The 22,628-nt window shown below is 66.3% G+C and carries 25 protein-coding genes and 1 pseudogene; 10 read left to right on the top strand and 16 right to left on the bottom strand.

Features of this window, described 5'->3' with window-relative positions; genetic code table 11:
• The first annotated feature begins 140 nt into the window (after positions 1-140).
• The 3 genes from rpsD to htpX all read left to right on the top strand — a co-directional run bounded on the left by rpsD (position 141) and on the right by htpX (position 2,301).
• Entirely contained in the window at positions 141-758 is a 618-nt protein-coding gene (gene rpsD / locus ACW175_RS17815) for a 30S ribosomal protein S4 (protein WP_099580201.1), read from the top strand.
• 273 nt (positions 759-1,031) lie between these two features.
• Positions 1,032-1,346, top strand: a complete 315-nt coding sequence (locus ACW175_RS17810; protein ID WP_492101333.1) for a TFIIB-type zinc ribbon-containing protein — start codon at positions 1,032-1,034, stop codon at positions 1,344-1,346.
• Positions 1,347-1,362: 16 nt separating this feature from the next.
• The gene (gene htpX, locus ACW175_RS17805; protein ID WP_492101332.1) at positions 1,363-2,301 is read left to right on the top strand and encodes a zinc metalloprotease HtpX; all 939 of its coding nucleotides are present in this window, start codon (positions 1,363-1,365) and stop codon (positions 2,299-2,301) included.
• Here htpX and ACW175_RS17800 read toward each other — a convergent pair.
• Positions 2,298-3,437, bottom strand: coding sequence for a serine hydrolase domain-containing protein (locus ACW175_RS17800; RefSeq protein ID WP_492101331.1), 1,140 nt, complete (start codon positions 3,435-3,437; stop codon positions 2,298-2,300). The genes htpX and ACW175_RS17800 overlap by 4 nt on opposite strands.
• Positions 3,438-3,567: 130 nt before the next feature.
• On the opposite strand from ACW175_RS17800, the gene ACW175_RS17795 reads away from it, so the two are divergent.
• Complete coding sequence (locus tag ACW175_RS17795) at positions 3,568-3,948, top strand: hypothetical protein (RefSeq protein ID WP_492101330.1); 381 nt, start codon at positions 3,568-3,570, stop codon at positions 3,946-3,948.
• On the opposite strand, the gene ACW175_RS17790 is transcribed toward ACW175_RS17795, so the two are convergent.
• The 4 genes from ACW175_RS17790 to ACW175_RS17775 form a co-directional block, all read right to left on the bottom strand.
• Positions 3,932-4,351 (bottom strand): acyl-CoA thioesterase, encoded by a 420-nt coding sequence (locus tag ACW175_RS17790; protein WP_492101329.1) that lies wholly within the window; start codon positions 4,349-4,351, stop codon positions 3,932-3,934. The genes ACW175_RS17795 and ACW175_RS17790 overlap by 17 nt on opposite strands.
• 7 nt (positions 4,352-4,358) lie before the next feature.
• Positions 4,359-4,700: a Grx4 family monothiol glutaredoxin gene (grxD, locus tag ACW175_RS17785; RefSeq protein WP_099580191.1), complete on the bottom strand. Its 342-nt coding sequence runs from the start codon at positions 4,698-4,700 to the stop codon at positions 4,359-4,361.
• A gap of 83 nt (positions 4,701-4,783) precedes the next feature.
• Positions 4,784-5,674: a hypothetical protein gene (locus ACW175_RS17780; RefSeq protein WP_492101328.1), complete on the bottom strand. Its 891-nt coding sequence runs from the start codon at positions 5,672-5,674 to the stop codon at positions 4,784-4,786.
• A gap of 10 nt (positions 5,675-5,684) precedes the next feature.
• Positions 5,685-5,921: a BolA/IbaG family iron-sulfur metabolism protein gene (locus ACW175_RS17775; protein ID WP_492101327.1), complete on the bottom strand. Its 237-nt coding sequence runs from the start codon at positions 5,919-5,921 to the stop codon at positions 5,685-5,687.
• Between the two features lie 145 nt (positions 5,922-6,066).
• Here ACW175_RS17775 and ACW175_RS17770 point away from each other — a divergent pair, with 145 nt between their 5' ends.
• The 3 genes from ACW175_RS17770 to ACW175_RS17760 all read left to right on the top strand — a co-directional run bounded on the left by ACW175_RS17770 (position 6,067) and on the right by ACW175_RS17760 (position 9,658).
• The gene (locus ACW175_RS17770) at positions 6,067-7,005 is read left to right on the top strand and encodes a M20/M25/M40 family metallo-hydrolase (RefSeq protein WP_492101326.1); all 939 of its coding nucleotides are present in this window, start codon (positions 6,067-6,069) and stop codon (positions 7,003-7,005) included.
• A gap of 119 nt (positions 7,006-7,124) precedes the next feature.
• Positions 7,125-8,945 (top strand): PAS domain-containing hybrid sensor histidine kinase/response regulator, encoded by a 1,821-nt coding sequence (locus ACW175_RS17765; RefSeq protein ID WP_492104992.1) that lies wholly within the window; start codon positions 7,125-7,127, stop codon positions 8,943-8,945.
• Positions 8,946-9,079: 134 nt separating this feature from the next.
• Positions 9,080-9,658 carry a fasciclin domain-containing protein gene (locus tag ACW175_RS17760; RefSeq protein ID WP_492101325.1) on the top strand — a complete coding sequence of 193 codons (579 nt, stop codon included), beginning with the start codon at positions 9,080-9,082 and terminating at the stop codon, positions 9,656-9,658.
• A gap of 46 nt (positions 9,659-9,704) precedes the next feature.
• Here the strand turns inward: ACW175_RS17760 and ACW175_RS17755 are convergent, their stop codons facing one another.
• The 3 genes and pseudogenes from ACW175_RS17755 to ACW175_RS17745 form a co-directional block, all read right to left on the bottom strand.
• Entirely contained in the window at positions 9,705-10,061 is a 357-nt protein-coding gene (locus ACW175_RS17755; RefSeq protein ID WP_492101324.1) for a hypothetical protein, read from the bottom strand.
• Between the two features lie 20 nt (positions 10,062-10,081).
• Positions 10,082-12,289: a phosphoribosylformylglycinamidine synthase subunit PurL gene (gene purL / locus ACW175_RS17750; RefSeq protein WP_492101323.1), complete on the bottom strand. Its 2,208-nt coding sequence runs from the start codon at positions 12,287-12,289 to the stop codon at positions 10,082-10,084.
• Positions 12,290-12,406: 117 nt separating this feature from the next.
• Positions 12,407-12,607: pseudogene (locus ACW175_RS17745) on the bottom strand (hypothetical protein); the annotation flags it as partial.
• A 350-nt stretch (positions 12,608-12,957) separates the two neighbouring features.
• On the opposite strand from ACW175_RS17745, the gene ACW175_RS17740 reads away from it, so the two are divergent.
• Entirely contained in the window at positions 12,958-13,167 is a 210-nt protein-coding gene (locus tag ACW175_RS17740; protein WP_492101322.1) for a hypothetical protein, read from the top strand.
• 77 nt (positions 13,168-13,244) lie between these two features.
• Here ACW175_RS17740 and ACW175_RS17735 read toward each other — a convergent pair whose 3' ends face one another.
• The 5 genes from ACW175_RS17735 to purC form a co-directional block, all read right to left on the bottom strand.
• Positions 13,245-15,161, bottom strand: a complete 1,917-nt coding sequence (locus ACW175_RS17735; RefSeq protein ID WP_492101321.1) for a CocE/NonD family hydrolase — start codon at positions 15,159-15,161, stop codon at positions 13,245-13,247.
• A 254-nt stretch (positions 15,162-15,415) separates the two neighbouring features.
• On the bottom strand, positions 15,416-16,078 hold the full coding sequence (gene purQ, locus ACW175_RS17730; RefSeq protein WP_492101320.1) for a phosphoribosylformylglycinamidine synthase subunit PurQ: 663 nt from the start codon (positions 16,076-16,078) through the stop codon (positions 15,416-15,418).
• A 54-nt stretch (positions 16,079-16,132) separates the two neighbouring features.
• Complete coding sequence (locus ACW175_RS17725; RefSeq protein WP_492101319.1) at positions 16,133-16,618, bottom strand: DUF3291 domain-containing protein; 486 nt, start codon at positions 16,616-16,618, stop codon at positions 16,133-16,135.
• A gap of 93 nt (positions 16,619-16,711) precedes the next feature.
• Positions 16,712-16,951 carry a phosphoribosylformylglycinamidine synthase subunit PurS gene (purS, locus tag ACW175_RS17720; RefSeq protein WP_492101318.1) on the bottom strand — a complete coding sequence of 80 codons (240 nt, stop codon included), beginning with the start codon at positions 16,949-16,951 and terminating at the stop codon, positions 16,712-16,714.
• A 54-nt stretch (positions 16,952-17,005) separates the two neighbouring features.
• Positions 17,006-17,764: a phosphoribosylaminoimidazolesuccinocarboxamide synthase gene (gene purC, locus ACW175_RS17715; protein ID WP_492101317.1), complete on the bottom strand. Its 759-nt coding sequence runs from the start codon at positions 17,762-17,764 to the stop codon at positions 17,006-17,008.
• A gap of 404 nt (positions 17,765-18,168) precedes the next feature.
• On the opposite strand from purC, the gene ACW175_RS17710 reads away from it, so the two are divergent.
• Positions 18,169-18,486 carry a DUF1476 domain-containing protein gene (locus tag ACW175_RS17710; protein WP_099580162.1) on the top strand — a complete coding sequence of 106 codons (318 nt, stop codon included), beginning with the start codon at positions 18,169-18,171 and terminating at the stop codon, positions 18,484-18,486.
• A 257-nt stretch (positions 18,487-18,743) separates the two neighbouring features.
• A complete protein-coding gene (locus ACW175_RS17705) occupies positions 18,744-19,166 on the top strand; it encodes a DUF1842 domain-containing protein (protein WP_492101316.1) in 423 nt (140 codons plus the stop codon).
• An 87-nt stretch (positions 19,167-19,253) separates the two neighbouring features.
• Here the strand turns inward: ACW175_RS17705 and ACW175_RS17700 are convergent, their stop codons facing one another.
• From ACW175_RS17700 to ACW175_RS17690, 3 genes are all read right to left on the bottom strand, one after another.
• Entirely contained in the window at positions 19,254-21,248 is a 1,995-nt protein-coding gene (locus ACW175_RS17700) for a M13 family metallopeptidase (protein ID WP_492101315.1), read from the bottom strand.
• 140 nt (positions 21,249-21,388) lie between these two features.
• Positions 21,389-21,880 (bottom strand): DNA-deoxyinosine glycosylase, encoded by a 492-nt coding sequence (locus ACW175_RS17695; protein WP_492101314.1) that lies wholly within the window; start codon positions 21,878-21,880, stop codon positions 21,389-21,391.
• The gene (locus ACW175_RS17690; protein ID WP_492101313.1) at positions 21,870-22,628 is read right to left on the bottom strand and encodes a 2OG-Fe(II) oxygenase family protein; all 759 of its coding nucleotides are present in this window, start codon (positions 22,626-22,628) and stop codon (positions 21,870-21,872) included. The genes ACW175_RS17695 and ACW175_RS17690 overlap by 11 nt, the downstream gene beginning before the upstream one ends.

The following is a 22,628-nucleotide window of genomic DNA, read 5'->3' as shown; positions in this document are numbered from 1 at the left end:
GGCCCCTCCGGCATAAACCGCGCCTTCACGCCGCCGGCTAGCTGGACGGCGCGGAAAACGCATGACGGATTGACCCGACGCCGCCGTTGAGATCGCACCTCGTTCGAGGGGCCGGCACGGATCGAATAAAAGAGTGACTTATGTCCAAGCGCCATAGCGCCAAGTACAAGATCGACCGTCGCATGGGTGAAAACCTGTGGGGCCGTCCCAAGTCCCCGGTCAACCAACGCTCGTACGGCCCCGGCCAGCACGGCCAACGCCGCAAGCAGAAGGTTTCGGACTTCGGCCTGCAGCTGCGCGCCAAGCAAAAGCTGAAGGGCTACTACGGCAACCTGACCGAGAAGCAATTCTCGCGCACCTACGAGGAAGCTGCTCGCCGCAAGGGCAACACCTCGGAGAACCTGATCTCGCTGCTCGAATCGCGCCTGGACGCCATCGTCTATCGCGCCAAGTTCGTGCCGACCGTGTTCGCCGCCCGCCAGTTCGTGAACCACGGCCACGTGACCGTGAACGGCAAGCGCGTGAACATCCCGTCGTACCGCTGCAAGGCCGGTGACGTGATCGCGGTCCGCGAAAAGTCGCGCAACATGGCTCTCGTGCTCGAAGCCGTCGCCTCGAACGAGCGCGACTTCGCCGAGTACGTGTCGGTCGACGCCAAGGGCCTGTCAGCCACCTTCGTCCGCGCTCCGGAACTGTCGGAAGTTCCGTATCCGGTGAAGATGGAACCGAACCTGGTCGTCGAATTCTACGCCTCGTAAGCGTCGGATCCGAACAGATACGGAAAGGGCCCCGGAGCGATCCGGGGCCTTTTTTGTTGCCCCTTAAGGGCTTCCCGGGTCTTGAAACGTCTCGGGCCCTATCCCAGCTTTAGGGAGCGGGACCGGGCCCCTCTGGCGAGTGATGCAAGCGCTCGTGATGTCGGACCGCATCGGGTGTTCTCGATGTCTGGGTCCGGCTGCCACCGCCCCCTCCCCAAAGGCGCCGCCTGTCATCGAGGACACCCGTTCCATCCTTGGACCGGAGGTTTCTTGATGCCCGTTCTGATGTGCCCCAACTGCGACGGCTCCATGCAGGCCGTGCAGCGCGCCAGCGTCGAGTTCGACATGTGCCCGCGTTGCCGAGGCGTCTGGCTGGACCGGGGCGAGCTTGAAAAGCTCATGAGCTTGGAGCGCGAGGAGACGCAGGCGATCTACAACGAGCCGCGCCCCTATACGCGCCCCGATCACCACCACGATCACCACAAGCGGGACCATGGGCGCCGTGACCATGACGACGACGACCGTCGCCATTCGGGCCAGTACGGCCAGAAGAAAAAGCGCTTCGACCTGTTCGACATCTTCGACTGACGACCCCGATAGACCGATGAACCACTTCAAGACCTACATGCTGCTGGCGGGCCTGACCGCGCTGTTCATGGGCGCCGGCTATCTGATCGGCGGTCCCACGGGGATGCTGATCGCCCTGGCCTTCGCCGTGGCCTTGAACGCCTTCTCGTACTGGAACGCGGACAAGATCGTGCTGCGCGGCTATGGCGCGCGGGAGGTCGATGAGAGCCATGCCGAGCCGCTGATCCGTCACTATGTGACGGACGTCGTCGAGATGGCGCGGAGGGCCGACCTGCCGCGTCCGCGCGTGACGGTGATCCAGAGCGACCAGCCCAACGCCTTCGCCACCGGCCGCGACCCCGCCCACGCCGCCGTCGCCGCGACCACGGGCCTGCTGTCCCTGCTGACCCGCGATGAAATTCGCGGCGTGATGGCTCACGAGCTGGCTCACGTGAAGAACCGCGACACCCTGACCATGACCGTGACGGCGACCATCGCCGGCGCGATCTCGGCCCTGGCCAATTTCGCGTTCTTCTTCGGTGGTTCGCGGGACGACGAGCGGCCCGGCGGCATGATCGGCGCGATCGCCATCGCCATCCTGGCCCCGATCGCCGCCATGCTGGTGCAGATGGCCATCAGCCGGGCCCGCGAGTACGAGGCCGACCGCATCGGCGCGCAGATCGGCGGCGACCCGGCGGCGCTGGCCCGCGCGCTGGAGAAGATCGAGGCCTACGCCCGCGGCGGCTATGTGAACCACGAGGCAGAGCGCAATCCGGCCACGGCCCACATGTTCATCATCAACCCGCTGAACGGCAAGGGCGCCGACAGCCTGTTCTCGACCCACCCGGCGACCCGCAACCGCGTCGAGGCGCTTATGCGCCTGGGCGTGGGGCAGGGGACGACAGCGCGGCGTCCGGAGCCGGTCCAGACGCTCGTCCCGCCCGGCGAAGGGCGGAACGCGGGTCCCTGGGGCTAGGGCGCGATCGGCCTAACCGGATTGTAGGCCCAGCCCCAGGGCGTGCCCGTCTCGCCCAAGGCCGCCTTGACCAGGGGCGGGAAGATGCGAGCGCCGACGCCGCTGTTGGTCAGCACGACCACGCAGCGGCGTCCTTTCTCCACGCAGACCAGGATGTTGTCGGTGATGTCGTTGTGGCCGCCCTTGAAGAAGGCGTGGCCCTGGGGCCCCTCATGCGTCACCACGCCGATGCCGGCGGCCAGCCCGATCCTCGCATTGTCCGGACCGATGTCGGCGGCCAGGGGCGGAAACTCGTGGGCGACCTTGATCGGCAGGCTGGGCTTCAGCCATTCCGCCCGCGCCCTTGGCGAGAGCCCCCAGCCTGAAGCCATGGCCGCCGCCAGTTTGCCCATGTCCGAGATCGTGGTGTCCAGCGAGCCGGCCGCCTTGACGCTGGAGCGATCGTCGTGGTCCTCCCACTTTCCGTCCTCGTGCTGGCCGTCGGCGAGGTCGCCCTTGAAGTCGTCGCGCCAGGTCATGCTGGAGCGGCTCATGCCGAGGGGCTGGAACAGGCGGCGGTTCATCTCCTCGCCGACCTTCAGGCCCAGGCCCTGCTCGATGGCGAACTGCATCAGATTGATACCTTCGCCCGAATAGGCGTAGCGGCTCCCGGGATCGAACTTGATGTCGAGCTTCCCGTCCGGGTTCAGCCAGCGGAAGTTTGGAAAGCCGGCGGAATGGGTCATCAGCATGCGTGGCGTGATCACCTTCCAGCGGGGATCCTTGGCGAGGTCGGCATATTGCTCGTGCTCCGGCAGGGGTTTGGGCAGGTAGGCCGCGATCGGCTTGTCGAGATCGATCCTGCCGTCGTCGACGAGCATCATGAGGTAGTAGGCGAACGTCGCCTTGGTGATCGAGGCCGCATACATGATCGTGTCCGGCGTCAGCGGGTCGCCCTTGGCGTTGCGGACGCCCTTGGCGGCGAGGTGGGCCACGTGGCCGTTCTCAATGACCGCCGCGGCGACGCCAGGGATCTTGCCCAGGGTCATCAACCGGTCGATCTCGGCGTCGAGCCTCTTGTAGTCGGTGGCGGCGTAAGCGGGCGCGGCGAGAGCGCTGGCCAACGACGCGGCCAGGATGGCTGAACGAAGACGCACGATAGGCTCCCTTGAAACGCGAGACGCGCTCCGGCTGTCTGAAGGCCGAAGTCCAGCGGGCTTCGGGGCTGGTCACGTCGCCAGCGGTGGGCGATCTTCACCTCAAGTGGGACGGTTCGTACAGAGGTCGATGAACTTCGTTCTTTCGCGCAGAGGTTTGGTGCTCGCCGGAGCGGCCCTAGCATTGGCCGGTTGCGCGACGACGCCGGTCCTGCTGGCCGCCGCGCCGGGCGAGACCTTTCCGGAACTAGAGCCTCTGCTGGCGGCGAAGGCCGGGCCGGACGCCTTGACGGTCCGCGTCGCCTCGAAAGGCTGCGCGACCAAGGCCGACTTCGTGTTCCGAATCGATCGCAGGGACGGCCACGCGGTGGTGGCGTTCGCGCGGCGGCGGCTGGAGACCTGCAAGGGTCCGGCTGTCGCGGTCGAGCTGCGGTTCACCTATGACGAACTGGGCCTGACCCATGCCGACCGCATCGTCATCGCCAACAAGGTGCTCACCCCTTCGGCGTGAAACGCTCGATCATCCAGGGCAGGACACGGGCGGGGCGCTTGGCGGCGATGTCGAGCAGCACCCAGTCGGTGCGGCTCTGGGCGCACATCTCGCCGCCTGGGCCGTCGATGCGGACAAAGCGCTCGAAGCGCGGGCCCTTCAGTTCGCCGACCCAGGTGTAGCCGGTGGCGATGTCACCCGGCAGCAGTTCGCGGCGGTAGTCGATCTCGTGGCGGCGCGCGATCCAGCTCCATGGCGCGCGCTGCTCCTCGGTCGCCCAGGCCTCCCAGTGCGCGATGGCCAGATCCTGGGCCCAGGCCAGATAGATCACGTTGTTGACGTGGCCGTTGGCGTCGATGTCCGACGCCTTGGGCTCGAAGGTCAGGGAATAGGCGTCCGAAGGCGGGACGAAGACTCGGCTCACGCGCGGATCAGGTCGCGATGAGGCCCTGGTCGACGAAGAGGGTCTTCAGTTCGCCCGACTGGAACATCTCGCGGATGATGTCGCTGCCGCCCAGGAACTCGCCCTTCACATAGAGCTGCGGGATGGTCGGCCAGTCGGTGAAGGTCTTGACGCCCTGGCGCAGGTCGTCGTCCTGCAGGACATCGACGCCGATGAACTCTACGCCCAGATGGTCGAGGATCTGGACGACGACCGACGAGAAGCCGCAACGCGGCTGGTCCGGCACGCCCTTCATGAAGACCACGACCGGATTCTCGGCCACGGTCTTGGCGATGAAGTCGAGGGCGGGGGAGGAGGCGACGTCGGTCATCGGGATTGTCCTGGAACGCAAGGCTTTCAGCTAGGCGCCGCGTGGCCTCGGGTCAAGAGGGGCGACCAAGCGCGGCCTGGCGATCAAGTACGATTGGCGGCCTTCTCGCGTTCCTGGGCCGAGAAGCGGGCCATCTCGATCTGGGCGCAGACGCCGTTGGGCAGGTCGCGCTCGACCACGGCGGCCAGGCGCTCGACATCGGCGCGGGTGTCGGCGGTGATCCGCACGGTCGACAGGGACGGCTCGGTCAGGGCGTAGCCCAGGCAGATGTCCTCGCCGCTCCAGCCCTGGGTGGCGTGCAGGAACTCGTAGCCGCCGATGTCGGACAGGGGGTCGGAACGGCGCCGCCACAGGGACGGCTTCGGAGCGGTCAGCTCGCCGCCTTCGCGCAGCGCCTGGGGCCAGAAGTCCTCGCCGATCACGGCGAAGTCGTGGGTCGAGGCGTGGCGGATGCGGTGACGCTCGGCCCAGCCCGACGACAGGTTGAAGGGCGAGGAGATGGTGGTGACCATGTCGTTCTTCAGCAGGCGCGGGTCGATGTCGCCACGACTGGCGACGCCCACGCCGTGGAGCGCATGGCTGTCGAAGAGTGTACGCAGGCCGGCCTCGAAGGCGGACGGCAGGGCGGGGGCCAGCGGATCGTTGATCAGTACGAGATCGAGATAGTCGAGCGACAGGCTCTCGAACGCGGAGCTCAGCAGTCCGTCGACCGCCTTTTGGCCCAGGGCCGCCGCGTCGCCGCGCACCCGCCAGGTCAGGAACAGTAGTCGCCGCTCGACGCTGGCGAAGGCCTCCGCGGCGCCTTTGAGCAACTCCGGTGAGTCGCCCTCGACCTGGAAGCTGTTGATGCCGTTTTCCAAGGCCGTGAAGATTAGCGCGCGCCACTCGCTGGCCCGGAGGCGCGAGCTGTCGGCCAGACGCAAGGTCAGCGCCGAGACCGCCATGCCCGTGGCGCCGAAGGGCCGGTAGCGCACGCGTTTCCTCCTACTCGGCTGGGGCGGCGGTTTCGAGGGCCAATGCGTGCAGGGTCCCGCCCAGGACGTCGGCCAGGGCCTTGTTGACCAACTGGTGCTGGCGCACGCGGTTCAGGCCGGCGAAGGCGGGCGAGACGATGCGCGCCTTCCAATGGTCGTTGTCGCCGGCCAGATCGGTCAGCAGGATCTCGGAATCGGGGAAGGCCGTGGTGAGGCGGGCCTCGAGTTCGGCGTGGGACATGGGCACTGGGAAGGCTCCGGTCTCTGAAGGGCTTGTGTGGCCGGGATTCCTTAACAACGCGCCTACGCTGACAGCGTTGGTCACCAGGGTCCACGGCGATATGAGCGAGATTTAATTGAATTCGCCGCGCCGCGCACGGCATGTAGGCGCCATGAACCGCCTTTCTCGCTCGCTGGCGCTTTTCGCCGCCGCCGCCGTTCTTTCCGCCGCCACCGCCGCGCCGGCATTCGCCGGCCCTGGTGATAAGGCCATCGATGACATCCGCACCCTATCGGCCGACGACATGCAGGGCCGCGCGCCCGGCACGCCGGGGTCGGAGAAGGCGCGGGCCTACATCCTGTCGCGGTTCGCGCGGATCGGTCTCTCGCCGATCGGCGACACGTTCGAGCAGGCGTTCGAGTTCGCCAAGCGTGACGGAGCCAAGCTGCGGGGCGTCAACCTAGTGGCCCGCATCAAGGGAACCAAGCCGGGCAAGGCCATGGTCGTCTCGGCCCACTACGATCATCTGGGCGTCCGTAACGGCGAGATCTACAACGGCGCCGACGACAACGCCTCCGGCGTGGCGGGACTGCTGGCCGTGGCCGAGGCCTTCAAGGCCAAGCCGCCCAAGCACGACGTGATCTTCGCCGTGGTCGACGCCGAGGAGAGCGGCCTGCGCGGGGCCAAGGCCTTCGCCGCCGCCCCGCCGGTCCCGCTGGAGACCATCGCGCTCGACGTCAATTTCGACATGCTCAGCAAGAACGCCAAGAACGAGCTCTATGTCTCGGGCGCGTCGCCGTTTCCCTTCCTGAAGCCGATCCTGGTCAAGGTCGCCGCGACCGCGCCGGTCACGCTGAAGCTGGGCCACGACACCGACGCCGACGGCAAGGAGAACAACTGGACCAACCAGTCAGACCACTACGCCTTCGGCGAGAAGGGCGTTCCCTGGGTCTATTTCGGCGTCGAGGACCATCCCGAATATCATAAGCCCACGGACGATTTCGCGACGGTGCCGCAGGACTTCTTCAAGCGGTCGGTCGCGACGGTCATCCAGGCCAGCCTGGCGCTCGAGAAGAACCTCGACGACGTGGCGAGGGCCTCAGGGCGCTAAATCGCGGGTTTCATTCGAACTTTCGTCGTTCGAATAGTCGCCTCGGCTAGCGGAGCCGGGCAATCTTTCCTAATTCTGGCGAGGTCCAACGTGATTCAAGCCAGCATTAGGAGCGCGTTATCAGCCCGGCCGTCTGGAAAGACCGGATTTTCAAAACCGCGCTGACGGTCGCCCTGATCGTGGGCGCCGCCATGGCGATGGACTATGTCGTCAACATCCTGCTGCTGAGGGCGCCCGAGGCCTACGCGCCGTTCACGACCCTCTGGATCTCGCTGGTTGTGGCCACGCCGCTGGCCTACTGGCTGACCAGCCAGCGCCTGCGGCTGGAAGCGTTGCGCGACGACCTCTCCGCCAGCCTCGACGCCAAGCAGAAGGCGATCGAGGAGGCCGACCGTCGCCGGGTCGAAGCCGAGAAGGCGGAAAGTCTCTACCGCTTGCTGAGCGACAACCTGACCGACCACGTGGCCCTTTGGTCGCCGAAGGGCGAGCGCGTCTATAGCTCGCCCAGCATCCAGCGGATCACGGGCTACACCCTGGAAGAGTTCATGGCCCTGCCGCCCCAGGCCATGGTCAGCGAGGCCGCCTTCGAGAGTGTCCAGAAGCTGATCCGCACCCTGGAGGTGGGCGGCCCGCCAGCCACGGCGGACTATGAGTGCATCCGCAAGGACGGGACGTCGATCTGGCTAGAAAGCGCCTATTCGCTTCTAAACGACGGCTCCGGGATACTGCTGGTCACGTCGCGCGACATCACCGAGCGCAAGCGGCTGGAACTGGACATCGCCAAGGCGCTGGAGCTGGCCGAGACGGCGTCGGCGGCCAAGTCCGACTTCCTGGCCAACATGACCCACGAGCTGCGCACGCCGCTCACCGCCATCATCGGCTTCGCCGAGGTGCTGCGCCGCTCGCGCGGCCTGGGCCAGACCGCCGCGCGCCAGGTCGGCCATATCCTCGACGCCAGCAACACGCTGCTCAGCGTCGTCAACGACGTGCTGGACTTCTCGCGGCTGGAGGCTGGCGGGCTGGAGCTGGACCCGGCGCCGTTCGACCCGGCGGCCATGGCCTCGTCATGCGCGGCCCTGGTCGAGGAGCGCGCCGTAGCCAAGGGTCTGGTCATCAAGGTCAAGACCGGCAGAGGCCTAAAGCCCATGAACCTGGACGGGCCGCGCCTGTCGCAGGTGCTGCTGAACTTCCTGTCCAACGCCGTGAAGTTCACGGCCCATGGCGCGATCACGGTGGCGCTGAGCCAGAAGGTGGAGGGCGATGCGGCGGTGCTGCGTGGCGCGGTGACCGACACCGGCATCGGCATAGCCCCCGAGCACCTGGACAACATCTTCGACCGCTTCTCGCAAGCCGACGCGGCCGTTTCGCGGCGCTTCGGCGGCACGGGCCTCGGCCTGGCCATCTCGCGCCGCATCGTCGAGCGGATGGAGGGCCGGATCGGCGTCGACAGCGTCGAAGGGCAGGGCTCGACCTTCTGGTTCGAGGTCCGCGGGCCGCTGGCCGAACTCGCCACCCCCGAGGCGGACGCCGCCCCGCCGCTTGACGGCGAGACGGGCGTGCGCCTGCTGCTGGTCGAGGACAACGCGGTCAACCGCGAGCTGGTCAAAGCCATGCTGGAGCCGTTCGGTGTCGAGGTTGAGACCGCCAATGACGGCGTCGCCGGCGTCGAGGCCATGCGCCAGGGCCATTTCGACCTGGTGCTGATGGACGTCCAGATGCCGGTCATGGACGGCCTGACGGCCACCCGCGAGATCCGGGCCATGGAAGGCGCGCGCGGCGCGGCCACCCCGATCGTGGCCATGACGGCCAACGTCCTGCCCGAACAGATCGCCACCTGCCTGGCGGCCGGCATGGATGACCACCTGGGCAAGCCTATCAACCCGACCAAGCTGCTGGAGACGGTGGCGCGGTGGTCGGGGCGGACGCACGCGAAACCCTAAGCGACCAGGGCTTCCGAGCCGTCGTCAGTCATCCGCATTTTGGTGTTTTTCAAGCTCGCGCATCCTTGGGCGTCCAGGAACCGTAGCTGCGGGCGTCCGAATAACGGGCCGATGAACTTTCCGGAGACAACCCCATGAAGAAGTTCCTGATGCTCGCGACCGTTGGCGCCCTGTCGCTTTCGTATGCCGGCGCCGCCTTGGCGCAAATGGACCACGCCGCCATGAAGTCGGCCCACACCGTGATGGTCGGCGGGGCGGCGATGTCCGGCTCGAAGACGATCGTCGAGAACGCAGCCAATTCCAAGGACCACACCACACTGGTCGCCGCCGTCAAGGCGGCCGGCCTCGTCGACACGCTGTCGGGCGCTGGTCCGTTCACGGTGTTCGCGCCCACCAACGCGGCTTTCGCCAAGCTGCCGGCGGGCACGGTCGAGACGCTGGTGAAGCCCGAAAACAAGGCTACCCTGACGAAGATCTTGACCTACCACGTGGTCGCTGGCCGCCTGACCGCCGCCGACATCGCCGCCAACGCCAAGGCCCACGGTGGCAAGGCCACGCTAACCACCGTCCAGGGTGAGACGCTGACGGTCTCCAAGGCCGGCATGGGATGGGCGATCACCGACGCCAAGGGGGGCAAGTCGATGATCACCATTGCCGACGTGCCGCAATCCAACGGCGTGATCCACGTCGTCGACACGGTCCTGATGCCCTAGCTCGATAACGCCGGCCCGGTCATCCGGGCCGGCGATTTCGAACCGATCAGTCGACGCAGATCGCGCCGGTCGACTTGCCGTTCACGACCTTGGCGTAGCAGCCGAACTGGCGGTTGGTCTTCTGGCACTGGCCGGTGACGTCGCTCGCGGGTTCCAGGTTGCCCTCGAGGATGCACGCGCCTTCGCACTGGCTCTTGTCGGTGCAGGCCTTGCCGGCGTCGGCATACGGCACGACGCAGGTCGGGATCTGGGCCTTGCCGACCGGCTGGATCGCGCCGCCCTTGGCCGAGCACTGGGCGGCCAGGGTCTGGGCGGAAGGGGCGGCGGCCTGTTGGGCGCTGGGCGCCGCGCAGGCGGTCAGCATCAGGGCGGCGATGGCGGCGGTCAGGGCAAGGATACGCATGGTGCTGGAGCCTTTCGGGGCTAGGCCTTGGGGGCGTTCATATAGCCCGGCAGCCAGGCTTCGTGGGCCGCGCGCAGGGCGTCGAGCGAGACGCTGAACAGGTCGGTCGACCCGAAGTCGTTCCCGCCGGCGACGCCCGCGACATGGGCGTGGACGCCGGCTTCCTTGGCGGCCTCCAGCACCGCGTCGGGATCCGGCGTGGCGATGAGGTAGCGGGCCTGGTCCTCACCCAGCAGGTAGGGGTGGGCGTTGGCCGAGCTGGTGGCGTTCAGGGTGACGCCGACCTTGCTGGCTAGGGCGATGTCGGCCGCGGCGATCAGCAGGCCGCCGTCCGAGAGGTCGTGGACCCCGGCCAGCAGGCCCGACGAGATAAGGCCGCGGACGAACTCGCCGTTCTTGCGCTCGACGGCCAGATCGACCGGCGGCGGGGCGCCGTCCTCGCGACCCAGGATCTCACGCAGATAGATCGAGGCGCCGAGTTCGCCGTGCGTTTCGCCGATCAGCACCAGGGTGTCGCCCTCCGCCACGGACCCGAAGCCCGTGCGCAGGTCGTAGTCTTCCAGCAGGCCCACGGCGCCGACGGTCGGGGTGGGCGGAATGGCGACGCCGTTGGTCTCGTTGTAGAGCGACACGTTCCCCGACACGACCGGGAAGTCCAGCGCGCGGCAGGCCTCGGCCATGCCGTCGGTGGCCCGGACGATCTGGCCCATGGTCTCGGGCTTTTCGGGGCTGCCGAAGTTGAGGTTGTCGGTGATGGCGATCGGCAGGGCGCCGGCGGCCGTCAGATTGCGCCAGGCTTCGGCGACGGCCTGCTTGCCGCCCTCGTAGGGATCGGCTTGGACGTAGCGCGGCGTGCAGTCGCTGGTGACGGCGATGGCCTTGCCCGAACCGTGGATGCGGACGATGCCGGCGTCGCAGCCGGTGGCGCTGTCTTCCAGGGTGTCGGCCATCACGTGTCGGTCGTACTGCTCCCACAGCCAGCGCTTGGAGGCCATGTCGGGGCTTCCGACGATCTTGAGGACCGCTGCGTTCCAGTCGATCGGGGCGGGGATGGTCGCCGGATCGAGGCGGGCGTCGAGCTTGGGCTGGACCCACGGGCGGTCGTACAGCGGCGCGTCGTCGAACAGCGGGGCCAGAGGCACGTCGCAGACCGTCTCGCCGTGATGCTTGAGCACCAGGCGGCCGGTGTCGGTGGTGTAGCCGATGACGGCGGCGTCCAGGCCCCACTTCTCGAAGATGGCGTGGCCGTCCTGCTCGCGGCCGGGCTTCAGGACCGCCAGCATGCGCTCCTGGCTTTCCGACAGCATCATCTCGTAGGCGCTCATGCCCTCTTCGCGCTGCGGGACCATGTCCATGTTCAGCTCGATGCCGACGCCGCCCTTGCCGGCCATCTCGACCGACGACGAGGTCAGGCCCGCCGCGCCCATGTCCTGGATGGCGGCGACCGCGCCGGTGGCCATCAGCTCCAGTGTCGCCTCGATCAGCAGCTTCTCGGCGAAGGGGTCGCCGACTTGCACGGTGGGGCGCTTCTCCTCGGAGTCTTCGGTGAACTCGGTCGAGGACATGGTCGCGCCGTGGATGCCGTCACGGCCGGTCTTGGAGCCGAAATAGACGACCGCCAGGCCGGGGCCGGGGGCGGCCGAGTAGAAGATGCTGTCGGCCTTGGCCAGGCCCACGCACATCGCGTTGACCAGGATGTTGCCGTTGTAGCCCTTGTGGAAGTTGGTCTCGCCGGCGACCGTGGGCACGCCCACGCAGTTGCCGTAGCCGGCGATGCCGGCGACCACGCCGTCCACGAGGCGCTTGGTCTTGGGGTGCTCCGGATCGCCAAAGCGCAGGGCGTTCAGGAGGGCGATCGGCCGCGCGCCCATCGTGAAGACGTCGCGCATGATGCCGCCCACGCCCGTAGCCGCGCCTTGATAGGGCTCGATGTAGGATGGGTGGTTGTGGCTCTCCATCTTGAAGATGATCGCGTCGCCATCGCCGATGTCGATGACGCCGGCGTTCTCGCCCGGACCGCAGATCACGCGCGGACCGTCGATCGGGAACTTCTTCAGCTGGTTCTTGGAGGACTTGTACGAGCAGTGCTCGGACCACATCACCGAGAAGACGCCCAACTCCACCAGGTTGGGCTCTCGCCCCAGGCGCTTGAGGACAACGTCATATTCGGCGGGTTTCAGGCCGAACTCGGCGGCCAATTCGGCCATGGGCTTTTGGGGCGTGCTCATGGGCGCGCCTTCTAACCCGCTCGTTCAGATTCCGCCACAGCCTGTCGCTTTTCTTGCCGACGGAACGCCCGGCTACATCGACTTGATGAGCCGCTCCATGTAGGCGCCGCCCTCACCGAGCCAGTGATCGATCACCACGCCGCCCTTTTCGACCGAGCCCATGCGCAGAGACACGCCGATGACCACGGCGCCGAACAGGGCCAGCAGGATCAGGACGAGATTCAGCAGGGGATGCACGCTGGAACGCTTGCGGCGCTTGGCCCAGACGGGCACGCCGCTGACATAGGTCTCTGGGAACCGAACTTCGTGGTCGGCCATGGTGTTTTGACTCTGCGCGTCTTCGGAGGGCTCCGCCGACGCCTCCCCATTCAGTGTTCGGCTAACGTTGCGCGCTGTGAAACGAGGATTCCAGTTCTCTCCCCCGTTAAGTGCGAATTAACCTTGAATCTCACGCCGGAGGCGAAAGCTTTGCTGTAAGGGGCGCGATCGGCGGAATGAACGTTTTTGACCACCGGCAATGGCCGCAGCGTGGCGAATTCTTCTGGCAAAGCTGTTTGAATTCCAGAGCTTAGCCTGAATTAAGGCGGCTCGACCGTAGGAACGTCGCGAGTCCGGGCCCGTTGTATCTCCGTGCGTCACGAGCGCGCTGTGTAAAAGGAGTAAGGCCCATGGCCGACAACAACCGCGATCCGCAGCAGCAGCAGAACGACCAGCAACGCCGAACGCCCGGCCAGCAACAGCAGCAAGGGCAACCCAGGCAAGATGGGGCCAGGCAGGACAGGGCCACTCAAGACGGACCCAGGCAGGACGAGCAGGGCCGCAACCCCGGCGGCGAGGCCAATCAGCAGGATGAAAACGTCAGGCGCGGCGAACGCTGACCTGATCGACACCCTCTCCGTAGAAGGAAGGCCGGCGGTGACCCCGCCGGCCTTTCTCGTTGTTATTTGGCTCGTTGTTATTTGGCGTCGACCACCGGAAGCTCGATGAAGCTGGCGTCGGGGCCGCTGTGGAACACCCTCTGCGTGGCTTTCACATAGTCGGCCGGCTTGGCGAAGAAGATGTTCGGCACGAAGGTCTGCGGGTTGCGGTCGTAGAGCGGGAACCAGCTGGATTGCACCTGCACCATGATCCGGTGACCCGGCTGGAAGGTGTAGTTCGCGGTCGGCAGGATGAACTGGTACTTCAACGGGGTATTGGGCTTGATCGCCTTGGGATCGCTGAAGCTCTCGCGATAGCGGCCGCGGAAGATGTCCATGCCCACGGCCAGTTGGTAGCCGCCCAGTTCCGGCTGGCTGGGAACCTCGTCCGGATAGACATCGATCAGCTTCACGACCCAGTCGCTGTCGGTGCCGCTGGTGGAGGCGACCAGGTTGACCTTGGGCACGCCGGCGATCTTCAACGGCTCCTTCAGCGGCTCGGAGGTGTAGGTCAGGACGTCCGGCCGGCCGTCGACGCCGCGCTGATCGGTGACCAGCCACTGCGTCCAGCGGCTGCGGTCGCCGAACTGCAGCGGGCGCGGGATGTACGGCACGGGCTTGGCGGGATCGGAGACGTACTCGTCATAGGCCCCCGCGCCCTTTGCCGCCGCCGGGGCCTCGAAGCCCAGGCCGCCCTTGGCTTCCAGATAGAGGTTCTTGGTCTTGCCTTGCGGCCACGACGCGTAGCGGTTCCACTTGTTCTGGCCCGGGTCATAGATCAGCACCGGCGGAGTGTCGGCCTTGGCCGCGCCCTTTAGGTGCTGGTCGAAGAAGGGCTTCAGCACGTCGCGGCGGAACTGCAGGGCCGTGTCGCCGTCCCACTTGAACGGACCCAGGTTGAAGGCGTCGTAGTTCACCTGGCTGTGCCGCCACGGGCCCAGCACCAGGTAGTTCATGTCGTTGTTCTTGTCCTTGGACTCCAGCGCCGGATACGAGTGCACCGCGCCCCACATGTCCTCCTGGTCCCACAGGCCCTGGATCCACATGGTCGGCACCTTCAGCGGCGTCTTCTCCATGGTCTTGTCGAGGGCCTGCTCGCTCCAGAAGCTGTCATAGGCCGGGTGCTCGCTGATCTTCTTCCAGAAGGGCAGGGCGTCCAGGCCGTGGTTCTTGGCGTAGTCGCCGGCCGAGCCCTCGTTCAGGAAGTTGGAATAGTCGTCATAACCCTGGCGCTGCACGCCCTCGCCGGCGCCGCGCACGGTGGTCTGGCCGGTGATGTAGTCGAAGTTCGGTTGGCGGAAAGCGCCGTGGTGGAACCAGTCGTCCCCCATCCAGCCGTCGACCATCGGGCTCATCGGCGCGGCGGCCTTCAAGGCCGGGTGCGGATTGACCAAGGCCATGACGACGGTGAAGCCCTCGTAAGAGCTGCCCAGCATGCCGACATTGCCGTTGGTTTCTGGCACGTTCTTCACCAGCCAGTCGATGGTGTCGTAGGCGTCGGTGGAATGGTCGACCTCGGACGAATTCAGCGGCCCCTTCAGCGGGCGCGTCATCACGTAGTCGCCTTCCGAGCCGTACTTGCCCCGGATGTCCTGGAAGACGCGGATATAGCCGCCGTCGGCCACGAACACCTCGTCGCCTTGGGCCAGGGCCGCGACCATCTTCGAGCTGTCGTTGCGGGCCGCGCGCTTGGCGGCGTTGTAGGGCGTGCGGGTCAGCAGGATCGGCAGGTTCTCGCCGCCCTTGGGGATCACGATGACGGTGTAAAGCTTGGTTCCGTCGCGCATCGGGATCATCACGACGCGCTTTTCGTAGTCGTAGTTGATCTTGGCGGCGACGTACTTGCCGGCGATGTCCGGCGCCATCGGCGGCGTCTGGGCGTGAGCGACCGCGCCGAACGCGGCAATGGCCACGGCGGCCAGCAGGCCCGCGCGCAGGGTGGAAACGAGACTCATGGGATGCCCTCCTAAAGAGGCGGGCACCTTAAGCCTGGGATCATGGGGCTGCTATAGTGTAACAACGGAGATGCGTCGCGCCCACGCGCAACGGTGGTTTCGCTCGCCCTTTGATTGTTGTAATATCCTCGGATGCTACCGAGGAGTGAGGCCGTGCGGCTAGATAGCGCCGACGTCAGGGTCATCAAGCATTTGGCATGGGCCGCCGTAGTGGTCTGCGTCCTGCTCTTTCTCTTCCCGTTCTGGGCCTAGCGCTATGCGCTCTCGAAGATGCTGCGGAACAGCACCGCGCCGTCGTCGGAGCCGAGGTCCGGGTCGAACGAGCGATCGGGGTGGGGCATCAGGCCCAGGACGTTGCCGCCCGCATTGACGATGCCGGCGATGCCGCGGGCCGAGCCGTTCGGGTTCTGCTTGTAGCGGAACACCACCTGGCCCTCGCCCTCGATCCGGTTCAGGGTCTCTTCGTCGGCGTAGTAGTTGCCTTCGCCGTTGCCGACCGTCATGACCGCGTCGCGCTGCTCGCCATAGCCGGCGGTGAAGCGGGTCTGACCGTTGACGATGTCGAGATCGATGGCCTTGCAGACGTACTTCAGGCCGGCGTTGCGCAGCAGTGCGCCGGGCAACAGGCCGACTTCGGTCAGGACCTGGAAGCCGTTGCAGATGCCGACCACGGCGACGCCCTTGCCGGCGGCCGCGACGACCTCCTTCATGACCGGGCTCTGGGCCGCCATGGCGCCGCAGCGCAGATAGTCGCCGTACGAGAAGCCGCCGGGCAGGACGATCAGGTCCAGGTCGTCCGGCAACGCCGTCTCCTGGTGCCAGACCATCTCGACACGGGCGCCGGCGGAGCGCTCGATGGCGACCTTGCAGTCGCGGTCACAGTTCGAACCGGGGAATACGACGACGGCGGCTTTCATGGCGCGGGCCTGTAGCACCGTTCGGACGCATTGTCAGTCACGAGTGACGGACAATTATGCGCACGCGTCCAGTTCCGGCTCCACCGGCTCACCCGTCGGTGCTGGGAAGGGCGTTCTGAACGTGAAGGCCGCCGGCGTCGGCCCGTGCGCCGCGATCACCGCCAGCTTTCCCAGAGCCTCCCCCACCGTCGGCTCATGGCCCACCGGGACCCACCAGAGGGCCATGTAGGTGTCCATGTGCTCGAACCATTCCTTGCGGCGGCGCATGATCTCGACGTGGCCGCTGCGATAGACGTAGGCGCCCAGGGCGGGGAGGTCCTCCCACACCGACAGGTTCGGAATGAACAGGGGATCGCCGTCGATCGCCAAGTCGGTGGCGTTGTTACCGTCGCCCTTGAGCCGCCAGACGAACCCCGGCGAGCTTTCGGCCAGGGCGTTGATGCGGTCGAGATTGTCCGCGAAGTCCTTGATCATGGGATGGTCGATCGGCGCCCTCAGGCGTCCGACATTGACCTCGGCCAGATGGAACTTGGCGCTCATCGACGCTCTCCCTTCGTCATTGCTCGCCGAACATCGTGCGGCTAATCCGAGAGGGGAAGAGGTGGGGCGGATTAAATCCGCCCCCTGACGTCGCTAGGCGATGTCGATGCGGTAGCTTTCGATGACCGTGTTGGCCAGCAGCTTGTCGCACATGGTCTTGACCTCGGCCTTGGCGGCCTCGGCGTCGGTGGCCTCAAGGTCGAACTCGATGACGCGGCCGACGCGGGCGTCCTTCACCGACGGCCAGCCCAGGCCATGCAGGGCGTTCTCGACGGCCTTGCCCTGGACGTCGAGCACGCCAGGCTTCAGGAACACGTGGACAGTAGCTTTCACGGACAGATTCTCCCCGCGCGACGTCGGGCGTCGCGACTTCTTCGACCGAAGGATTTAGTGCACGCCGCCTTGGATGACGGTCGGCATTTCCTTCATGATCCCCAGGCGGCGGGCCACCTCGGTATAGCTCTCGATGACATTGCCCAGGTCGCGGCGGAAGCGGTCCTTGTCCAGCTTCTCGTTGGTCAGGCTGTCCCACAGGCGGCAGCTGTCGGGGCTGATCTCGTCGGCCAGGATGATCCGTGAGAAGTCGCCCTCGTAAATGCGGCCGAACTCGATCTTGAAGTCCACCAGCGTGATGCCGACGGCGCTGAACAGGCCCGACAGGTAGTCGTTCACGCGCAGGGCGGTGGCCATCATGTCGTCGATCTCCTGGGTCGCGGCCCAGTTGAAAGCGGTGATGTGCTCCTCGGAGACCATCGGGTCGCCCAGCTTGTCGTCCTTGTAGTAGAACTCGATGATCGAGCGGGGCAGGGGCTGACCCTCGGTCAGGCCCAGGCGCGTGGCGATCGAGCCGGCGGCGATGTTGCGCACCACGACCTCGAGCGGGACGATCTCGACTTCCTTGATCAGCTGTTCGCGCAGGTTCAGGCGGCGGATGAAGTGGTTCTGGACGCCGATCGAGTTCAGGCGAGTCATGATGTACTCGCTGATCCGATTGTTGATGACGCCCTTGCCTTCCAGGATGGCCTTCTTCTGGGCGTTGAAGGCCGTCGCGTCGTCCTTGAAATATTGGATCAGGGTGCCGGGCTCGGGGCCTTCGTAGAGGATCTTGGCCTTGCCTTCGTAGATCTTCTTGCGACGGGTCGTCATGGCTCTCGTCGAGGCCCTTCTGTAAGCGCGCGCCGCTCCTCAAGTCCGGAATCTTCCGGAGAAACGAAAAGCGCGCGCGGCGGATAGCTGCGCGCGGCGTTCGACTCAAGGCCGCTCACTGGAAAATGTCGTGTGGAACCTATCTGAATCAACGCGACCGCGCAAACGAAGGACAGCTTTCGGGCGGTGTTTCGGGCTACGCCGCGACGGGAAACATCGCCTGCGGCTTATCCGCCGATTGCGGCGGAGAGCGCCACGGGATATGCAGCCGGCTGAAGAGCATGATTGCCGAACCTGGACGCCGTTTTCGGCGGACATCGTGCTCTAAACGTTTAGAATTCGAGCCTGTCGCCGCCAGAGGATTTATCTGGTCGCGATAGGCTCTCGACGACTTTGGGGCCTTCATGACCACCTTCGACGACCGCGAACAGGCTTTCGAAAACAAGTTCGCTCACGACCAAGAGCTTGAATTCAAGGCGACCGCGCGCCGCAACCGCCTGCTCGGTGAATGGGCGGCCGGCCTGATGGGCCTGGCGACCGTGGAAGATTACGCGCGAGCGGTGGTCAAGTCCGACTTCGAGCAGCCGGGCGACGAGGACGTTCTGCGCAAGGTGTTCGAAGACCTGAAGGGCTCGGGCGTCGCGACCTCCGAAGGCGAGGTCCGCAGGAAGATGGACGAACTGCTGGCCCAGGCCCGCGAGCAGATCAAGACCGGCGAGTAAGCTTCGCCACGCTTCGACCCGGCGGGTCGATCCGATTTATTCTAAACCGTTAAGCAGAGCCCGGCGCTGGTCATGGACCTCGCCGGGCTTTGTCGTTTCACGGATTGCGAAATCCGGATCGGCGGTCGCGCGGGCGTTTGCACTTCTTGGTTGTTAGAAATTCAAATCTTCGCCCAGGTTTTATCTGGCGCTGAAAAGGGTATGGATCAATGTGCCTCCGGGCGGTCGTCGGGATCGCCAAAAAGGGAGGACGTCCAATGAGCGCTGAAGCTGGAACTCTCCATACCCAAAAGACCGCCAGCGATGTGATCGGTCTCTATTTCGTCAAGGCCGTGGTCGGGAACACCGGCCTGCCGGGGGCGCCCGTCGTCAATCTGGCTCTGTCCGTCCAAGCCGCCTCGGGCCATGTCGCCGGCATCGCCGAGATCAGCCAGGCTATTCCGGGTGGGACCCACCGCTTCCCGGTGACCGGCCAGATCTATCAGACGGGCTTTGGTCCCAACCATCAGCTCGTCTCGCTGAACGGCGAGTTCGTCTACAGCGTGCCGCCGCCCGCCATCGGTTCGTTCATCGCCAAGTTCACCGCCGCCCTGTCGGTGGACCAGCAATGGAACGGCTCGGGCGGCTTCAACTACGTGACCACCCACGTCGAGAACGTGCCGGTCAAGAAGATCGCCTGATCGGTTCTCCGGCCTCCCTTCGGAGACCTGGAAACACACCACACTTGCTCGCGCCGCCCTACGAGACGGCGCGAGCTTTCGTTGGGTCTACCAGATGCGCGAGCGCTTTTCCGGCGGCAGGTAGAACTTGTCACCCGGCTTGACGCCGAAGGCCGCGTACCAGGCGTCGACATTGCGCGTCGGGCCGATGACCCGGAAGTTCGACGGCGAATGCGGGTCGGACGCCATCTGCTGCTTCAGCGAGTCGGGCCGCGACTTGTCCTGCCAGGCCTGGGCGAAGGCCAGGAAGAAGCGCTGGTCGCCGGTCATGCCGGCCACGACCGGGGCGGGCTTGCCCTTCAGCGAGGCGTGATAGGCGTCATAGGCCACCTGCAGGCCGGCCAGGTCGGCGATGTTCTCGCCCATGGTCAGCTTGCCGTTGATGAACATGCCCGGCACGGCCTCGTAGCTGTCGTACTGCTTGCCCAGCACGTCGGCCTGGGTGTCGAAGCGCTTGGCGTCCTCGGCCGTCCACCAGTCGCGCAGCTTGCCGGTCTCGTCGATCTTGCGGCCCTGGTCGTCGAAGCCGTGGCTGATCTCGTGGCCGATCACCGCGCCGATCGCGCCATAGTTCACCGCCGGGTCGGCGGCCGGATCGAAAAAGGGCGCCTGCAGGATGCCGGCCGGGAACACGATCTTGTTCTCCAGCCCGCCGTTGTAGGCGTTCACCGTCTGCGGGGTCATGCCCCACTTGGCGTGGTCGACGGGCTTGCCCAGATCGCTCAGGGCATAGGCCCACTCGAAGGCGCCGCTGCGCCGGACATTGCCGTAGAGGTCGCCGGCGTCCAGCTTCAGGGCCGAATAGTCGCGCCACTTGTCCGGATAGCCGACCATCACCGTCATCTTCGACAGCTTGGTCAGCGCCGCCTCCTTGGTGGCCGGAGCCATCCACGGCGCCTTCCGGATCCGCTCGGCCATGGCGATCTTCAGATTGGCGATCAGGTCGACCATCTGGGCCTTAGAGGAGGGCGGGAAGTACTTGGCGACATAGGTCTGGCCGACCACCTCGCCGAGGCTGCCGTCGACCAGCGCCACGCCGCGCTTCCAGCGGGGGCGCAGCTGGGTCTGGCCGCTCAGCACCTTCACATACTCGAAGCGGCTGTCGACGAAGCGCTTGGACAGATAGGGCGACATCTCCTGGACACCCTGGACGGTCTGCCAGGCCTTCAGGGTTTCCAGAGGCGTGGCGGCGAAGAGCTTGGCGATGTCGCGGACGGCGGTCTTTTCACCCAGGACCACTTGATCGCGGCCGGTGACCCCGGCGGCGGCCAGATAGTCCGCCCACGGCACTTCTGGCGCATAGGCCTGCAGCTCGGTCAGGGAGACGGGGTTGTAGATCTTGTCGATGTCGCGGCGGTCGGCGACCGCCCAGCTGACCTTGGCCACGGCGGTCTCGAAGGCGACCACGTCGGCGGCGGCCTTGGCGGGATCCGGATAACCCGCCATCTTCAGCGCCCGTTCGGCGAAGGCCCTGTAGGCCTCCAACTGCGGCTTGAAGCCGTCGGTCAGATAGTAGTCGCGATCGGGCAGGCCCAGGCCCGACTGGCCGATATAGAGCGTGTTGAGTTCGGGCTTCTTGGCGTCGGCGGCGATGTCCAGCGAGAACAGGTCGGGGCCGAAGCCGCCATGGGCGCGACCCATGGCCTTGGCCAGTTCCGCCTTGGACGCGATCGCCTGAATGGCGGCCAGATCGACCTTCAGCGCCGCGTCGTCGACCTGCTCGACCTTGGTCTCGTCGATGAAGCTCTTGTACAGCGCGCCGATCGGCGTCGAGGCGTCGGCCGTCTCGATCAGGGTGCGCAGTTGGTCCTGCGAGCGGTTGTAGACGTCGTAGCCGACGCCGGCCGAGCCCTGGTCGGCCGGGATGGTCGTACGCTTTTCCCAGGCGCCGTTGGCGAACTTGTTGAAGTCGTCGCCAGGTTTCACGGTCAGGTCTCGCGACGTCAGGTCGACGCCCCAGGTCCCGTACATCGGCTTGTCGGCGGCGAAGGCCGAGCCGGAAATCGCGACCGCGGAAACGGCGGCCAGCAGGAAGATGCGCATGTGTAGGATTCCCCTCTAGGCGGCGGATGCTGCCCTAAGCGCGGCCGGCGTGCAGATGAATTTCCCGTAATGTGGTCGTGAGTCCGCGCTGTCGGCGGCTAGCGGCCTTCACCATCCAAGGCTTGTGCGCCGAATGGGGACTATGAGGCGAGAAAGGTCTTGAGGCGGCCCCAGGCTTCCGCCTTCTCCGCGAAGCTTCGCGCCGCATGGGCGGGGCTGGAGGAGGGCAGGGCGAGGGTCGTGACGCGCTCGCCGATCAGCTTCGTTCCCAGCTTCGCAGCCGTGCCGCCGTTGAAGCCGACGCAGCGAAGCGCGGGAAGGGCCTCGATCAACGCCAGCAGGTCGTTGGCCGCCGGATCGCGGATAGCGGCGTCGAGGCTGCCGGCGCGGTGGGCTTCGGCGATCACGTCCCACAGGCCCACGCGATGGGCCAAAAGAGTCGTCAGGCGCGCCTCGTAGGCCAGTGGGACCAGCGGCGCGTCTATCACGCCCTCCATCAACCGCCAGAAGGCGTTCCTGGGATGGCCGTAGTACTGGCTGACCGCCAGCGAGGCCTCGCCCGGAAGGCTGCCCAGCACGAGGACGCGGGTGCTTGCATCGACGACCGGCGGGAAGCCGCGCTTAGCCGTCAATGGGGGCGCCGGCGCCATTGGGCGGATCGTTGCGCAGCCAGCCGGTGACGGTCAGACGCAGCGCGCCGGCATAGGGCGCGACCGGGGCCACGGAATGCTGCTGGGGCACCTTGAACAGGGTCAGGACATTGAAGGCCGGGGCCAAGCCGCGCGCGACGTCGCCGTTGTCATCGTGGAACAGCAGTTGGCCGCCCCAATCCGGCCGCCACTGGCGGGTCAGGCCCAGGGTGTAGGCAGCCAGGCGCTCGCCGACGCCCGTGTCGTCATGCTGCGTGAGAAAATCGCCCGGGCGATAGCAGGTCGCCTGGCCGTCGATCTTGGTGATCCCCGCCTCGCCCGTGACGGCGGCGCCGAAGGCGATGACCTCGGGACTGTTCAGGAATTGGGTCAGGGCATGGATCGGGTGGCCCGGGTCGCGGCCCTCGACGAAGGCGTTGATCATCGGATAGCCGAGATAGACATAGGCGAAGCCGGTGCGGGCTCGGAGCGTCGCCGCCTGCAGCTTGCCCGCCACCGCCTGATCGCCCAGCTCGGCCCGGCGGGCGCGGGTGATGACCTCGGCCCCGCCGCGCTCATTCGAGCAGATAATGTCCCAGTCGATGGTCTGTTCGAGGATGCCGGCCAAGCGGTCGACGACCGCCGGCTCGAACACCTCGGGAATGCGCACGAGGCCATCGCGCGCATAGGCCTGTGCGAAGACCGCCGGATCCAGCGCCGGATTGAGGCGAAGAACCGGCGGTTCGCTCAT

The organism is Caulobacter sp. FV1ye6ST (genome assembly GCF_058681225.1).
The sequence above is the reverse complement of the archived record's forward strand: the minus strand, read 5'-3'. Positions and strand labels throughout refer to the sequence as shown.